Genomic DNA, 14,919 nt, shown 5'->3' on the forward strand with positions numbered 1-14,919 from the left:
GGAGGGAATCCCCGCCCTTTAGGGCGGGGAGAACGTCAAAGATACGGACCCGTCGTATCCGCCTCGCCCATCGTCGTCACCCGTACGGACACGACGTTGGCAAGGTTGAGGACCATGGCGCTCTCGCTCGCCCCGAGACCCTCCTTGGTATGGGACAGGACGAGGCTGCGGCGCTCGTCCACGGCCCGCGCGATCGCCTCCAGGGCGTCTTCGGGCCGGGCGAAGTCGGTGCTCAGCAGGGAGACGTCGTCACCGCCGACCGGGTGGAACCGGATGACCAGTTCGTTGTCAGCCATGGCCGGCCTCCTTCCGTCCATCCCATCCTTCCGGTCATGCCCGGTCTACGGCTAGTGACACGGAATCCGCTCAGAGCTCCTTGTGGTCCACGTGATCGAGGCGGGTGTCCGCGATCGGGCGGCTGGTGGTGACGATGAAACCGTCGACGTCGTCGAGCACGAAGGTCGGTACGCCCGGTACCTTGTCCGCCCGGTTGTGGTGGAAATCGACATCGGCCACGTCCCGGAGCGCGCACGCCGGCCTGGTGTCCGTCTTGTCGAACCTGACCTCGACGTCGTCCAGGGTGATGCCCCTGGCGTGCCGGATGAAGAATCCGAAGGCCGGCAGCGTGCCGAACATGCTGGGCTCGGGGTACGCGTCCTCCCGCTCGGGCGGGTTCGCCGGGGCGTCGTTCATCGACAGGCCGCCGACCATGTGGTGGCGGACGTTGCTGATCCGGATGTCCTCGACCTGGTGGTCGGGGATGCCCGCGATCGTCGACGGGTAGCGGGGGTCGGCGTCGTGGGCGATGACGTTGCTGATGCTGACCCGGCGCAGGGTACCGACGGGCAACCCGGCCGGGCCACGCATCCGGGCGCCCAGCCGCAGGAAGATCGGCATCTGCACGTTGCGCATGGTGATATTGCTGATCGTGACGTCCTCGAGCGCCCCGCCGTCGACGGTCTCCAACGCGAGCCCCCGGCAGTACTCGAAGACCACGTTCGAGATGGCGATGTTCTTGAACCCGCCGTTGGACTCGGTACCGAACTTGATCCGCCCGGTGCGCCCATACGGTGCGGTCTTGAACGTACCGTCGACCAGGGTGCCGAGGTCGTAGCCGCTCACCAGGCAGTTGTCGATCGTCACGTTCTCGGTGTCGCGGACCTGGTTGAGCGCGTACGAACTCTTCAGCACGATGGCGTCGTCGTTGGGCGAGTTGACCGTGGTGTTGGAGATCCGCACGTTCTTGCAGCAGTCGAGGTTGATCCCGTCGCGGTTGGTGTCTATCACTACGCTGTCGATCCGGAAGTTGTCGACTCCGGTGGGCAGGATGCAGAAGTGGCCGCCGTTGACCATCGTGACGTCGCGGATGGTGACGTTGCGGCACCACTTCAGCGCGATCGCCTTGTTGCCCTGCAACGGTGCCGACTCCTGGCTCCCGCCGCTGACCAGCCCCTTCCCGTCGATCGTGCCCGGGCCGTAGATGGTGATGTTCGTCAGGCCCTCGCCCCAGATCAGGCTGTTGTGCCAGTGGCTGTGCCCGAAGTCCTGGTACGGGTTGCCCGCGCCCGGTTCGGCCGGGTCGTAGCCCTTCCCGTTGGCCGGGGCGGCGGCCAGGACGGTGGCGTTCTGCGCGAGGTAGAGCGCGACGTTGCTCTTGAGATGGATCGAGTAACTCGCGTACGTGCCGGCCGGGAAGTAGACGGTGCCGCCCGGCTTCCCTCCCGGTCCGGGCGCGGCGGCAGCCTCGATGGCCCGGTTGATGGCGTCGGTGTCGATGGTGACCCCGTCACCCTTCGCCCCGAAGCGCCTCACGTCGAAGACGCGCCCGAGCCCGTCCGGCGGTGTGCCGAATTCCGTCTCGACCGCAGCCGCCAGGGCCGGACCACCCCCGGCGAGCGGCAACGCGGCCCCGGCCACTCCGGCCGCTCCCAGCGTGACAACGCGACGACGACTCAACGACTCACTCATCGCGGCTCCCTTCGCCTCCCCTGCCGTCGACTATCAGCTTGCATCCATATTCATGAATGTCCACGGCACTTTCTCGCCGGGCGGAAGGATCAGTGACCATGAACGGATCGCACGCACGACAGGCCAACGGACACCGGCGTCCGTACATACGATCTCCGCATGGCGACCTTCCACGGCTCCGACGGCACGCGGCTCACCTACCACCAGACCGGCGAGGGTGACGCGCTGATCTGCCTTCCCGGCGGCCCGATGCTGGCCTCGGCGTACCTCGGTGACCAGGTCGAGCCGGTCGGGGATCTGGGCCGACAGGCAGAACGGGGGGGCCGGCCGTGCCGTCGGGCTGGAGTCGGCTGTCGCGGTTCAGCCACTCCTGGCGGCCGCCCGGGTGTTCCACTGGTCGAACGCGACCGCGACGATGATCAGTACGCCGATCGCGATCTGGAGATAGAAGGCGTTGATCGCGAGCAGGTTCCCGCCGTTGTTGAGTACGCCCATGATCAGTGCCCCGGTGGCGGCGCCGAGCGCGCTGCCCTTGGCGCCGAACAGGCTCGCGCCTCCGATGACGCAGGCGGCGATGGCGTTGAGCTCGAAGCCGGTACCGGCGGTCGGGATGCCCGCACCGAGCCGGGAGGTGAGCAGCACCCCGCCGAGCCCGGCGAGCAGCCCGGAGATCGCGTACACGGAGACGGTCACCGTCCGCACCGGTACGCCGGCCAGCCGGGCCGACTCGGGGTTGGAGCCGACGGCGTAGACATAGCGGCCGAACACGGTACGGGTGAGCACGAACCACGCCGCCGCGGTGACCCCTGCCGCGATGATGAGCAGGTTCGGTACCCCCAGGACGGTGCCGTTCGCGATGGTCTGGAACCCCTGCGGCAGTCCGCTCCCCTGCACCGTCTTCGCGTCGGTGATGACCAGGACGATCCCCCGCGCGATGCCGAGCATCCCGAGCGTGGCGATGAACGGCGGCAACTTGAGCCGGGTCACCAGCATCCCGTTGACCAACCCGAGGACGACCCCGACCGCGATCCCGACGCCGATCGCCAGCGGTACGGGTACGCCGGCCACGAGCAGTTGCGCGGTGACCGCGCCGCTCAGTGCGAGGACCGACCCGACCGACAGGTCGATGCCGGCGGTGAGGATGACCAGCAGTTCCCCGACCGCGATGATGCCGAAGATGGCCACCTGCCGGGCCAGGTTGGACAGGTTTCCACCGGTCAGGAACTCGTTGCTGACCAGCGCGAGGATACCGACGGCGACGAGCAGGACGACCAGGCCGCCGCTCTCGCGACCGGCGACGGCCCCGAGAGTGACGACGCGAGGGCCGGTAGCGGTCCCGACAGGCTCGCGCCAGAGCAGCTTAGGCATGGGTGGCCCCCTCCTCGTCGGTACCGGCCGGATCGGTGGATGCACTGCTCGCGAGGCGGAGAACGTCCTCTTCGGACGCACCGCTGCCGAGCTCCCCCGCGATCGCCCCGTCCCGCAGGACCAGCACCCGGTCGGCCAGCCCGAGCAGCTCCGGCAGGTACGACGACACCACCACGATCCCCAGGCCCTGCCTGGCCAGGTCACCGATGACGGTGTACAGCTCGCCCTTCGCCCCGACGTCGATGCCCTTCGTCGGCTCGTCGAAGAGCAGCACCTTCGGTCTGGTCAACAGCCATCGGGCGAGCAGCACCTTCTGCTGGTTGCCGCCGGACAGCGTCGACACCGGCTGGTCGTACGAGCCGGCGCGCAGCCGCAGGCTGTCGAGCAGCCGGTCGGCCTCCTCTGCCAGGTCGCGGCCCGGCAGCAGCCCGCGACGGGAACCGGCACGCAGACTCGCGATCGTCACGTTCTCCCGGATCGACAGCTCGGGCAGCAGGCCGAGCTCCTTCCGGTCCTCCGTGAGCAGGCCGACGCCGGCCTCCATCATGCTGCGCGGCCCGGACGGCTTGACCATGCGACCGTCGATCTGGATCTCGCCGGTGCTGATCGGGTCGGCGCCGAAGATGGACAGCAGGAGTTCGCTACGTCCCGAGCCGAGCAGGCCGCCGAGGCCGACGATCTCGCCGGCCCGGACGTCCAGGTCGACGCTCGGCGCGTCGGCGGTGCGGCGCAGCCCGCGTACCCGCAGCACCGGAACGCCGGCGTCACCCTGCGTCTGCGCCGACGGCGACTCCGGGTACAGCGAGGTCACCTCCCGGCCGACCATCGCGGTGATGAGCCGGTCCTCGTCGTAGTCGCTCATCGGCCCGGACTCGGACAGCCCACCGTCGCGCAGGACCGTCACCCGGTCCCCGATCTCGAACATCTCCTCGAGGCGGTGGGTCACGTACAGCACGGCCACCCCACCGTCGCGCAGCCGGCGGATGTGGTCGAGCAGCCGCGCCGACTCCTCCTCGGTCAGCGCCGTCGTCGGCTCGTCGAACACGATCACCTTGACCGATTCGGCGGTCAGCACCTTGGCGATCTCCACGAGCTGGCGGGTGGCGGCGGGCAGCCGCTCCACGACGGTGTCCGGGTCGACCGCCGCCAGGCCCACCCCGTCGAGCGCCTCGCGGGCCCGGGTCCGCAGCCCGCGCCGGTCCAGCAGCCCCCGGCGGGCCGGTAGCCGCCCCATGAAGAGGTTCTCCGCCACCGACAGGTGGGGCAGGAGGCTCAGCTCCTGGTACACGGCCTGCACCCCGGCCGCCCGCATCGACGCCGGGGTGGGTGCGACGACCGGCTCCCCCGCGATCTCGTAGTCGCCGCCGTCCCGGCGCAGCGCACCGGTCAGCACCCTGATCAGGGTCGACTTGCCCGCGCCGTTCTCGCCGGCCAGGCAGTGCACCTCCCCCGACAGCAGCCGCAACGAGACGTCGGTGAGCGCCCGGACCGGCCCGAACGACTTCGACACGCCCTTCAGGTCCAGGACGGGAGCCGAGCTCGTCAACGGCGCCGCGCTCACTTCCCCGCCTTCGCGGTCGGCGGTTCGAGCAGGGACTTGATCTCCGGCTGGTTCATGTTCGCCTTGTCTGCCACGACGGCGCCCGGGTCCATGTCGCGGGGCGGTACCCGGCCGACGCTCGCCATCGCCGCCGCGACCACGCCCTGATAGCCGAAGAAGTACGGGTTCTGCACCACCAGCGCGTCGATCGCGCCCTCGGCCAAGGCGGCGTTCTCCTGCGGGTCCGAGTCGAACGCCACGACCGGGACGGTCTCGATGGCGTTGTTGTCCTTGATCGCCCGCGCCGCACCGACCCCGGAGGTGTTGTTGTCGGCGAACACGCCCAGCAGTTCACGGTTGGCCGTCAACGCGTCGTTCACCTGAGCCGTCGCCGTGTTGATGTCGTTGTTGTTGAAGCGCTGGAGCGAGGCGTCGACGCCCGGACATCCCTCGGCCACCCCCTGCCGGAATCCGCGGTCCCGGTCGACCAGCGACTGGATGCCCGCCACCGAGGACTCGACCAGCACCGCACCGCTGGTCCGGCCCTTCGCCTTGAGCAGGTCGCACATCCGCCGGCCGGCCTGGGCGCCGGCCTTGACGTTGTCGGTACCGATGAACCCCTCCGACTCGGCGGTGACCCGGCTGTCCACAGTGACCACTTTGATGCGGTCCCCACGGGCCCGGCCGATGACCGAGTTCAGCGCGGTGGAGGAGTTCGACGCGATGACGATGCCCTGCACGCCACGGGAGATCGAGTTCTCGACCAACTGCACCTGCTCGTCGATGTTCGTCTCCGACGTCGGGCCGAACATGTGCACCTCGACCCCGAAGTCGGCGCCGGCCTGCTGCGCGCCGGCCAGCATCGCCTGCCAGAACGACGAATCGCTGGCCTTGATGATGACGTCGACCTTCTTGCCCGTCGCCGCACCACCCGGGCCGCCACCCGACGCGCTCGTCGTACCGGTCGCCCGTCCGGTGACCACCCCGACCACGAGCGCCACCAGCGCGACGACCGCCACCAGGGAACCAGCGAAGACAGTTCGGGTCCGGGCCATGTCGACCTCCCTACGTCAGCCGCGCGGCCACGCCCGGCGACACGATCTGCCAGGCGTGATCCGGGACGCGGCAGGGCGTCCGGTCGGCCGCTGGACGCTTCACGCTACGCCTCAAGGCCCCGCCCCGGAAGACGGTCGTCGATGGCTCGCCGCCCCGTGACGGCGGTTTATCGCTGGCAGCGGTGGGAAGAACGCGCTGCGGTGCGGAGGGAGGTGGGGTATGCGTGCTGGCGGCCGCGTCCGGGTGGCCATGGTCCACGGTCCGGGCCGGCCTGACCACGACGGGGTCAGCGACTACGTCCAGCACCTCATCACCGCCCTCGCCGACGTGGACGTACAGGTGGAGCCGGTGCCGGTACGACCGACGGAGCAGGAGTCGGGGCAGTGGCTACCGGCCACGCGCCGGGCCGCCGACACGGTACGGCGCCTGCACCCGGACCTCGTCCACGTGCAGTACGCGCCGTCGGCATACCGGTTCTCCGCGGTACCGGGGCTGTTGCCGGTGCTGCTTCCGGGGTGCATCCCGCTGATCACGACCGTGCACGAGTACGGTCCGTGGGCGGCGCCGAGATGGGTACCGGAGTCGTGCTGGCGGCCACTGGAGTGGGTCCGGCTGTGGGATCGCGGGACCGGCCGGCTGGTACCCGCCAGCGCGACCGTCCTGGTCTCCAACCCGGAGCACGCGGCGCAGGTGTGGGTGCGCACCGGCAGGCGTACGACCGAGGTGCCCATAGCGTCCAACGTGGAGGAGCACCCGGCCGCGCCGGACGCCCGGCCGGCGGTCCGCCGGCGCCTCGGTCTGGCCCCGGACGCGCGACTGCTCGCATTCTTCGGCTTCGTCCACCCGGTCAAGGGGCTGCGCTACGTGATCGAGGCGCTGCCCGCCCTGCGGGCGGCCTGTCCCGACCTGCACCTGCTGGTCGTCGGCGGGTTCACCTCGCAGGCGCTGCCGGAGCCGCAGGCCCGAGCGTACCGGCGCGACCTCGACAGTCTGGTACGCCAGCACCACGTCACCAAGGTGGTGACGTTCACCGGCCACCTGCCCGCCCCCGAGGTCTCGGAGGCGCTGCACGCCGCCGACGCGGCAGTCCTGCCGTTCACGTCCGGCGTGACGACCAGGAGCGGCGCCGTGCTGGCCGCCCTCGCCCACGGGGTGCCCACCGCCGTGACCGCCGCGGACGACCCCGACCCGCGCCTGCGCGACGGGGACACCGTCGCGGTGATCCCCGAACGTCGCGACGCGTCGGCGGTCGCCCGTACCGTCGAACGGCTCCTCGCCGATCCGGACCTGCGGCTGCGGCTCGCCGCCGGTGGACGCCGGCTGGCCGCCCGGTACACCTGGCAGCGGGTGGCCACCGCCCACAGGAGCGTGTACGACGGTGTGTTGAGGGCCGACCATGGCTGACCGGTACCGCGACATCCTCGTGGTCGAGCTGCTGGGCGGGATCGGTGACCTGCTGATGGTGCTCCCCGCCGTACACGCGCTGGCCCGCCGCAACCCCGGCGCGGCGCTGCGGTTGCTCACCGACGACCCCGGTGCCGATCTCGTGCGGGGCGACCCGGCGGTCACCGAGGTCCTCACGCCGCGACGCGGCCGAACCGGGTGCGAGCGGGCAGCGGTGGTGGCGGCCCTCGCCGTGCGACGCCCCGACCTCGCCATCACGACCGCCCGGTACGACGGCATCCCCGACCTGCTGGCCGCCTCCGGCGCCCGCTGCGTCACCGACCTGTGGCGCCGGCCGCCGCCGGACGAGCGCATCGGCGACCGGTACCTGCGGATCCTGTACGCCGAGGGCCTGGTCAGCGCGGAGGATCTCAGCGTGGCGCCGTGGGTACGGCTACGCCCGGACGAGCTGGCCCACGGCGAGCGGACCATCGCCGACCTGGTACCTCCGACCGCGGCACGGCCGCCGGTCGTGTTCGTCACCGACTCGGGAATGGCGGTGAAGCTGTGGCCGCGACCGCGCTGGCGCCGGCTCGCCGTGGCCCTGGTGCGGCGCGGTCACCCGGTCCTGAGCGTGACGCCGGTGGACGCCGCTCCTGTCGACGCCGCGGTCGTCGCCCTGCCCGGGATGACCCTCCGGCAGCTCGCGGCCTGCTTCCGGGCCGTCGCCCGGCGCGGCGGCATCGTCGTCGGGGGCGACACCGGACCGGTCCGGCTGGCCGCCGCCGCTGGGGCCCGTACCGTCGGGCTGTTCGGCCCCACCCTGGCGGTCAGGTACGGCGTCGGCGGCGGCGCCGACCTGCAGGGGCTGCCGGCGTGCCGGCACCGGCTCCCGACCCGGGTGACCGAGCAGGTGTGTTGGTGGGACGCCCGGTGCCCGCTGTCGGCCGCCGGGCCGGCCTGCATGGCCGACATCCCGGTGTACCGGGTCGTCTCGGCCGTCACCCGCCTGGCCGAGTCCGGTTCGACCGCGCCCGGCCGGCCCGGGAGGATGCGTTGGCCGGCCGGCTGAGGCTGGCGATGGTGGTCGACAGCGACGCCTTCGGCGGCGCGGAGGCCTACGCCCGGCACCTGCTGCACCGCGCGCCGGAATGGGTCGACCCCACGCTGCTGGTCGCCGCGCCGCTCGCGCCGTACTTCGGCCCGACGGCGACGCTCCTGCCCCTGGGCCTCAACGCCGACGAGGCGCCGGCTCTCGTGGACGCCCTGGCCGGGGTGCGGCCGGACGTGGTGCACGTCAACCTCGTCAACCCGGCCAGCAACCGGGCGGCGCTGCGCGCGGCCCAGGCGTGCGCGCCGACCGTGGCGACCCTGCACGATGTCGGCACCGGCCTGGCCGGGCTGCGCCGGCTGTACGCGAACCTGGCCGCCGTCGTGGCGCCCTCGGCGGCGATCGCGCAACGGCTGCACGACGACCTGGGGGTACCGGCCAGAGCCGTCCACCGGATCCGCAACGGCGTCGACCTGCCGGCACGGGTCGCGCGCCCGCACGGCCGGTACCCCCTGGCCGTCGGCGCGGTCGGGCGGCTCTCCCACGAGAAGGGCATCGACCTGTTCATCCAGGCGGTGTCCACGCTGGGCCGGAACGACGCGCGGCTGCGGGTGGTGATCGCCGGCCAGGGGCCGCAGCGGGAACGGCTGGAGCGGCAGGCCGGCGGCCTGCCCATCACCCTCCTCGGGCAGTGCCGCGACGTGCCGGCACTGCTGCGCGGGCTCGACCTGTTCTGCCTGCCGTCGCGGCGGGAGGGGTTGCCGCTGGCGCTGCTGGAGGCGATGGCGCACGGGCTGCCGTGCGTCGCCACCGCCGTGGGTGACGTCCCGGACGCGGTCGGGCCGGACGCGGTGGTGGTACCCCCGAACTCCGTCGACGCGCTCGCCACCGCCCTCGACCGGCTGCTCGACGACCCCGAGCTGCGCCGCGACCTGGGCCGGCGGGCGCGGCTGCGGGCCCTGCGTGACTTCGACGCCGAGCGGATGGTCACGCAGACGGTACGGGTACTGGCGGGAGCGGCCGGCCGGGTCCCCGGGGCATGAGCTGGCACTGGGAGGACCCCGACAGCTTCTGCCGGACGGCGGCGCGGGTCCACGCCGACCATGGCCGCCGGGCCCGGCTGGATCCGGTCGCCGCGGCGACGCCCGTGTTCACCCGGGCGGACCTGGTCGACCTGCCGGTGACCGGGGTCGAGTTCGGCACGCTCACCACCGAGCACCCGACCGGGCTCGCGGCCGACCTGGTCCGCCTGCACGCCGACGGCGTCTCCACCGAACCGGGCACGCTGTACCGGGTCGACGACGCCCGGTACTTCACCGCGCTGGACGTGACGGCACCGCTGCCGTTCGAGACCGGCTGCGTGGACTGGGTGTACGCGGAGCACCTCATCGAGCATGTGCAGCCGACCGCGGCGATCGCGTGGCTGGGTGAGGTCAGGCGGATCCTCTCCCCCGGCGGCCTGCTCCGGCTGAGCACGCCGGACCTCCGCCGGTACGCGGAGTGCTACCTGCGCGGCGGCGGGTTCTTCGCCGAGCACCGCCGCCGCATGGACAGCGTCATCGACGCGGAGGCCCCCATGCCGGCCCGGCCGGCGTACATGGTCAACCAGATCTTCTACCTGTACGGCCACCGGTGGATCTACGACGCGGACGAGCTACGCCACGCGCTGCGGGCGGGCGGGTTCGGCGACGGCACGATCACCCTCCGGGCGTACCGGGAGGGTGCGTCGCCGCAGGTCGCGCGCCTGGACCGGCCGCTGCGCAACGACGAGTCGGTGTACGTGGAAGCGATCAATCAGTAGGAGAGCCTGAGCAGCCGCGCACGACCGGGGCCGTCGACCACGGTGTCGGCGTACCGGTCCGCCCAGCGCCAGCCGCCGTGCAGGGCCAGCACCCAGCGGACCCGGTAGTGCCGCAGCAGGCCGAGCCGGTCGCTCAGCGCCCTCGCCGGCACCGGCCCTCCCCAGCCGGCCATCACCCGGCGGTCCGCCCACCGCCGTTCCTGGTCGACCAGGAACGGGTCCGGCCGCGGCGGGGCGACCAGCCGAAGACCGTACGCGAGCAGCGTCAGGTCGGCCTCCGGGACGTCGGCCACCACGGTGTCGCCCGGCGCGGTGTGCCGCGCGACCCAGGCCAGGTCGCGGATCGGCGCCGGCTGCGGCGCGGATCCCGGCAGGGCGACGACGACGTTCGGATACTGCCGGACGGCACCGCGTACGCACAGCCAGAGCGTCGCCGTCCACCAGAGCCGGGCCCGGGCGAACCCGAGGCGCGAGAGTTCCAGCGCGAGCGCGACCTGCGCCGCGAGCAGGGCGACCGGCCACAGCCGGGCCAGCGGCGTGTACCCGCGCCGCCAGCCGACCGCCAGCGGTACCGCGCTGAGGACGAAGAGCAGCACCAGCGGGTCGCGCCGGTCCCGGCGCAGGCGGATCAGCAGGGCCGGCAGCCCGATCGCGGCGTAGCCGTACCGCCGGGCGATCCGGTCGTACAGCGGCCGCTGGGTGTCGTGCAGGGTCCGCGCCGCCGACGCCAGCGTGGCGACGGAGAAGTACGGCCAGCTCAGCACCGTGCCGACGGCCGCCGCGGCCGCCAGAGCCGGGCCGTGCCGGTCGGTACGCCGCAATCCGCGCCCGAGCAGCGCGAGTACGCCCGGTGCCGCGCACAGCGCGGTGAACGGGTGGATCAACGTAATCGCGCCGCCGAGCACCCCGACCGCGATCCAGCGGGCCGGTGCGGGGTTGTCCAGGGCCGCGCGGAGCGAGGTCCAGCAGAGCAGCATGAGGCCGGTGGCGAGGGTGCTCGGGTACGGGGTGATCAGGGGCAGGCTCCGCAGGTTGAGGAAACCGCTCCAACACGGTGCGTCGGCGCCCCACAGCAGCGTCAGGAACGCGAGCGCGAGCACCGGCGCCCACGGGTCGTCGCTGAACAGCTCGGTGAACCGCCGCACCCCGACGAGCAGCACGGCGAGGCAGGCCGGCGCCGCGTACGTGAGGATCGTCAGCCCGCTGCACCCGGTCACCCGGGCCAGCAGTCCGAGACCCACCGTGTACGGAGTGTAGTCGTTGTACGGGCTCGGGGTGGCCGCGTCCACGATCGGGTTGCCCGGGCGGCGGAGGTTGGCGCGGATCCGTTCGATGCCGGCCGCGTGGACGCCGAAGTCGCTGTCCCACGGCCGGCGCAGCGCGATCGCGGTGAGGGCGGCGGTCAGGGCGCTCGCCACCACCCGGTACGGCGTGACCCGCACCCGCCGCGTCCGTACCATCCGCACAGCCCGGCCGAGCGCGCCCAGGATCGGCGTGACCGATCTCCGCACCGCTCTGATCAGGGCTGCTCCGGGTAGGGGCATGGCGCTCTGGTCCTCTCAGCCGGCTCCCACCGCCGATGGTGCCCGCCGTGACCGGGCCCGGCAACGCGACGGCCGCCCGGCGCGACAGCGCGGCGCCGCGACCGTAGTCGCACACGCCTGCCGGAGGTACCGTCGGCCTCGGGGGACCCTGAGGGGGACGCTGACCATGCCGCGCATCTCGGCCGTTCTGAACGTGCGCAACGAGGCGGCGCACGTGGCGGCCTGCCTGGCCTCCTGCGAGGGCGTCGAGGACGTCGTGGTCGCGGACATGGAGTCGACCGACGGGACGGTCGCGATCGCTGCCGCGGCGGGCGCCCGGATTCTGCGGCTGCCCGACGCCGGGTACTGCGAGCCCGGCCGGCAGCCGGCCATCGACGCCGCCGCCGAGGAGTGGGTACTTCTCATCGACGCGGACGAGCGGCTGTCCCCGGGTGGCGTGGAGCGGTTGCGGGCGCTGGCTGCCGCGGCAGGACCCGACGTCTCGGCGTACCTCCTGCCCTGCCCCACCTACCTCGGGTCGCGGTTGATCCGCGGTACCGGCTGGGGTCTCGACGTCGAACGCCACCCACGCTTCTTTCGCAAGGCCGATGTCACCTGGCCCAGCACGATCCACGTGCCGCCGTGCTTCACCGCCGCCGCGGTCGACCTGCCCCCGGACGTCGACGTCGCGCTCAAGCACCTGAAGTTCGACTCGTACGAGCACGCGATCGCCAAGTTCAACCGCTACACCTCGGTCGAGGCCGACGAGCGCCGGGCCGCGTCGCGGGGGTCCACGCCGGCCGAGGCCATCACGGACGCCGTCGCCGAGTTCGGCCGGCGCTACTCACCGGACGAGGACGGGTCGCTCTCGCTCGCCCTGAGCATGGGCTTCTTCGTGTACCGCTTCCTCACCCACATGAAGACGATCGAGCGCTCCGACTGGCCTTCCGACGGTGTACCGGCGGAAGCGTCGATGCGCACGGCGTGGGGCGCGTTCCTCGACACGCTCGGCGCGGCCGAGCACGAACAGGCGCGGGCCGCCGCCCGTTACGAGTACGCGCGGGGCCGGCTCGATGCCGCGGCGGCGCGCCTGCGCCAGGCCGTCGCCTGCTGGGGTTCCGACGCCGCGACCCTGTCCGACCTCGCGGCAATCGAGATGGCGCGGGGCCGCGGACACTGACGGCGTCACGCCCGGCTCGGGTACGCCCCACCGACCCACAGCTCGTCGATGCGCAGCTTCTTGTCGTACTCCGGAAGGGTCGCCGCCGCCCACGTGCTGGTGACGGTCAGCCGCACGTACCGGGCGCCGGCCACGTCGAGGTCGATGAACTGCACCGCGCGGGCGCTACGCATCGTGTCGGACCTGGCGGGCGTCCACGTGACGCCGTCGGTACTGACCTCCACCGTGTAGTCCTTGATGCGGGCGGAGTCCTCGGGATGGCCGAACGAGGTGCGCGGCTGGGTGGGCGACCACTCGCGCTGGTTGACCGCGACGTAGGCGACCTTGCGTACCCGGCCGAGGTCGAGGGTGATACTCGCAGGCACGGTGGCGGCGTTGTCCCAGTACTTCGTGTGGTCGCCGTCGACGAGCGCCGACGCGTCGTGGCCGGGCGCCGACACCGACGCGGTCGCGGTGACACCACGGTAGATGCCGGTACGGCCGTGGGTCTGCACTCTGAACACGGTGTCGTACGGGTCCCAGGCGGTGATGCCCTTGATGGTCAGGAACCCGTCGCGCTGGCTGAAGTCGAACTTCTTGCCGCTACGCACGTCGTGCACCGTCGTCACCACGTACCCGTTGTCGCGGACCTTCAGATCCGTCCCGGTTGCCGGCTTGTCGATGACGTGGATGTAGTGCCGGTCCCGGTCGTACCGGCCGATCGTGGTGTAGCCGTAGGCGCCGTCGTTGAACGCGCCCGGCTGCAGGCCGCCGTACAGATACCCGCCGCCCTCGACGCCGTGGACCGATTCCCAGATCGGTGTCAGGTACGTGCTCATGAAGGCGTTGAACTCGGCCTGGTTCGGCGGGAAGCTGCCGTCCAGTGTGGACGTCTCGGCTTCGAGTGCCTTACTGGAGGCGCCGACGTTGGAGATGAACCGGCCGACGTTGAGCTTCTTGTCGACCTCGGCGCCGCCGGCCCGGTTGGGCCCCTCGCCGTCGTACCACCAGGCTCCCCTGGCCGGAAGCTTGTAGCAGGACTCGGTCAGCCGCGGCATCGACGTCCACAGCGCCGAGTTGTAGTCGTACGGCGGGGTCATGCCCGTCTTCTGCTCGTTGCTGACGGTGTCCATCTCCGGCGTGTCCTCGTTGTTGTTGGACAGCAGCATGCGCGGCCGGAGCTGGTGGACCTGCCGGTAGAGGTCGTGGTCCTCCCAGTACTTGTTGTCGTTGTCGATCCAGAAGCCGGCCAGGTCCGGGTAGTTCCGCATGACCTCGAAGAAGTTGTCGTAGCTGAACTCGCCGAAGCCGTCCCGGGTGGTCAGGTTGACGGGCCTGCCCTTGTACGCCGAGTAGGCGTGCGAGTCGAACCAGTTCGGCCTGTCGACGTCGCCGGGGTCGGGATTCTTGGGATCCACCGGCCGCTCCCGCAGGCCCTCCCAGTACCACTGGGGATCGTCGGTCATGTACAGGATGACCTTCAGCCCCTTGGCCCTGGCCGCGGCGATCGTCTCGCCGAGGAAGTCCCGCCTGGTCGAGCAGCTACCGGGGATCTGCGACGGCCAGGCCCGGGCGTACCCGAGCCGGCTGTGGAAGCTCGCGAGCACGAGGTACTGGGCGTGCAGTTGCCGGGCGGCGGTCACCCACTTCCCGGCGCTCCAGCCGCTGCCGGTGACCTCGGCCTCCCACGCCGCGCAGTCGGCGTCGGTGAACGGCGGGGCTGCCGGGTCGCTCCTGGTGGTCCGCAGCCCCCAGTGCAGGAACAGGCCGGCGGTGGCGTCGCGCATCCAGAGCTGGCGCGGGTGGAACACTTCGGCGCGGGCGGGCGGGGCGCCGAGCGCGGCGAGCAGCATGCCCAGGATCGTCGTGAACACGCCGAGCCGAGTGATCCGACGTCTGCCGGATCGCAGGTTCCTGGCCATCGGTGCACCTCCCCCGCCGCGTGGCGAGTTCGTCCTTGACATCGCGCAGGTCGCTGGTGGTACGACCAGTGACATCGTCGCTGACGTTCCATGGAGACGACACAAAGATAGGATGTCTTTCGCCGCCGAGTCAACGCATCGACCATCC

12 protein-coding genes are annotated in these 14,919 nt (G+C 71.9%); 5 read left to right on the top strand and 7 right to left on the bottom strand.

The window, feature by feature from the left end; all coding sequences use genetic code 11:
* Positions 1 to 35: 35 nt before the first annotated feature.
* The 5 genes from Pme01_RS16150 to Pme01_RS16170 form a co-directional block, all read right to left on the bottom strand.
* Positions 36 to 296 (bottom strand): hypothetical protein, encoded by a 261-nt coding sequence (locus Pme01_RS16150; RefSeq protein ID WP_168114311.1) that lies wholly within the window; start codon positions 294 to 296, stop codon positions 36 to 38.
* 70 nt (positions 297 to 366) lie between these two features.
* Positions 367 to 1,968 (bottom strand): rhamnogalacturonidase, encoded by a 1,602-nt coding sequence (locus Pme01_RS16155; protein WP_168114310.1) that lies wholly within the window; start codon positions 1,966 to 1,968, stop codon positions 367 to 369.
* 360 nt (positions 1,969 to 2,328) lie between these two features.
* On the bottom strand, positions 2,329 to 3,336 hold the full coding sequence (locus Pme01_RS16160; protein ID WP_168114309.1) for an ABC transporter permease: 1,008 nt from the start codon (positions 3,334 to 3,336) through the stop codon (positions 2,329 to 2,331).
* On the bottom strand, positions 3,329 to 4,897 hold the full coding sequence (locus tag Pme01_RS16165) for a sugar ABC transporter ATP-binding protein (protein ID WP_203935665.1): 1,569 nt from the start codon (positions 4,895 to 4,897) through the stop codon (positions 3,329 to 3,331). Before Pme01_RS16165 ends, Pme01_RS16160 begins: the two co-directional genes overlap by 8 nt.
* Positions 4,894 to 5,931, bottom strand: a complete 1,038-nt coding sequence (locus Pme01_RS16170) for an ABC transporter substrate-binding protein (RefSeq protein ID WP_168114308.1) — start codon at positions 5,929 to 5,931, stop codon at positions 4,894 to 4,896. Before Pme01_RS16170 ends, Pme01_RS16165 begins: the two co-directional genes overlap by 4 nt.
* Before the next feature lie 220 nt (positions 5,932 to 6,151).
* Between Pme01_RS16170 and Pme01_RS16175 the strand changes: the two genes are divergently transcribed.
* Genes Pme01_RS16175 through Pme01_RS16190 form a run of 4 tightly spaced genes read left to right on the top strand, consistent with a single transcriptional unit; the run spans position 6,152 to position 10,167 of the window.
* A complete protein-coding gene (locus Pme01_RS16175) occupies positions 6,152 to 7,336 on the top strand; it encodes a glycosyltransferase family 4 protein (protein WP_168114307.1) in 1,185 nt (394 codons plus the stop codon).
* Positions 7,329 to 8,387: a glycosyltransferase family 9 protein gene (locus Pme01_RS16180; protein WP_168114306.1), complete on the top strand. Its 1,059-nt coding sequence runs from the start codon at positions 7,329 to 7,331 to the stop codon at positions 8,385 to 8,387. Before Pme01_RS16175 ends, Pme01_RS16180 begins: the two co-directional genes overlap by 8 nt.
* A complete protein-coding gene (locus tag Pme01_RS16185; protein ID WP_203935666.1) occupies positions 8,372 to 9,409 on the top strand; it encodes a glycosyltransferase family 4 protein in 1,038 nt (345 codons plus the stop codon). The genes Pme01_RS16180 and Pme01_RS16185 overlap by 16 nt, the downstream gene beginning before the upstream one ends.
* Complete coding sequence (locus Pme01_RS16190) at positions 9,406 to 10,167, top strand: class I SAM-dependent methyltransferase (RefSeq protein ID WP_168114305.1); 762 nt, start codon at positions 9,406 to 9,408, stop codon at positions 10,165 to 10,167. The genes Pme01_RS16185 and Pme01_RS16190 overlap by 4 nt, the downstream gene beginning before the upstream one ends.
* Here the strand turns inward: Pme01_RS16190 and Pme01_RS16195 are convergent.
* Entirely contained in the window at positions 10,161 to 11,678 is a 1,518-nt protein-coding gene (locus tag Pme01_RS16195; RefSeq protein WP_168114304.1) for a hypothetical protein, read from the bottom strand. The genes Pme01_RS16190 and Pme01_RS16195 overlap by 7 nt on opposite strands.
* Before the next feature lie 199 nt (positions 11,679 to 11,877).
* On the opposite strand from Pme01_RS16195, the gene Pme01_RS16200 reads away from it, so the two are divergent.
* Complete coding sequence (locus Pme01_RS16200; RefSeq protein WP_168114303.1) at positions 11,878 to 12,870, top strand: glycosyltransferase; 993 nt, start codon at positions 11,878 to 11,880, stop codon at positions 12,868 to 12,870.
* A 5-nt stretch (positions 12,871 to 12,875) separates the two neighbouring features.
* Here the strand turns inward: Pme01_RS16200 and Pme01_RS16205 are convergent, their stop codons facing one another.
* On the bottom strand, positions 12,876 to 14,771 hold the full coding sequence (locus Pme01_RS16205; protein ID WP_168114302.1) for a discoidin domain-containing protein: 1,896 nt from the start codon (positions 14,769 to 14,771) through the stop codon (positions 12,876 to 12,878).
* Positions 14,772 to 14,919 lie beyond the last annotated feature (148 nt).

The sequence above is a fragment of the Planosporangium mesophilum genome (assembly GCF_016863255.1).
GTDB classification, from domain to species: Bacteria; Actinomycetota; Actinomycetes; order Mycobacteriales; family Micromonosporaceae; genus Planosporangium; species Planosporangium mesophilum.

Excerpts from the sequence above, each read along its gene's own strand:
- Pme01_RS16175 (WP_168114307.1), top strand. The coding sequence starts at position 6,152 with ATGCGTGCTGGCGGCCGCGTCCGGGTGGCCATGGTCCACGGTCCGGGC.
- Pme01_RS16150 (WP_168114311.1), bottom strand. The coding sequence starts at position 296 with ATGGCTGACAACGAACTGGTCATCCGGTTCCACCCGGTCGGCGGTGAC.
- Pme01_RS16170 (WP_168114308.1), bottom strand. The coding sequence starts at position 5,931 with ATGGCCCGGACCCGAACTGTCTTCGCTGGTTCCCTGGTGGCGGTCGTC.
- Pme01_RS16160 (WP_168114309.1), bottom strand. The coding sequence starts at position 3,336 with ATGCCTAAGCTGCTCTGGCGCGAGCCTGTCGGGACCGCTACCGGCCCT.
- Pme01_RS16155 (WP_168114310.1), bottom strand. The coding sequence starts at position 1,968 with ATGAGTGAGTCGTTGAGTCGTCGTCGCGTTGTCACGCTGGGAGCGGCC.
- Pme01_RS16205 (WP_168114302.1), bottom strand. The coding sequence starts at position 14,771 with ATGGCCAGGAACCTGCGATCCGGCAGACGTCGGATCACTCGGCTCGGC.
- Pme01_RS16180 (WP_168114306.1), top strand. The coding sequence starts at position 7,329 with ATGGCTGACCGGTACCGCGACATCCTCGTGGTCGAGCTGCTGGGCGGG.
- Pme01_RS16200 (WP_168114303.1), top strand. The coding sequence starts at position 11,878 with ATGCCGCGCATCTCGGCCGTTCTGAACGTGCGCAACGAGGCGGCGCAC.
- Pme01_RS16190 (WP_168114305.1), top strand. The coding sequence starts at position 9,406 with ATGAGCTGGCACTGGGAGGACCCCGACAGCTTCTGCCGGACGGCGGCG.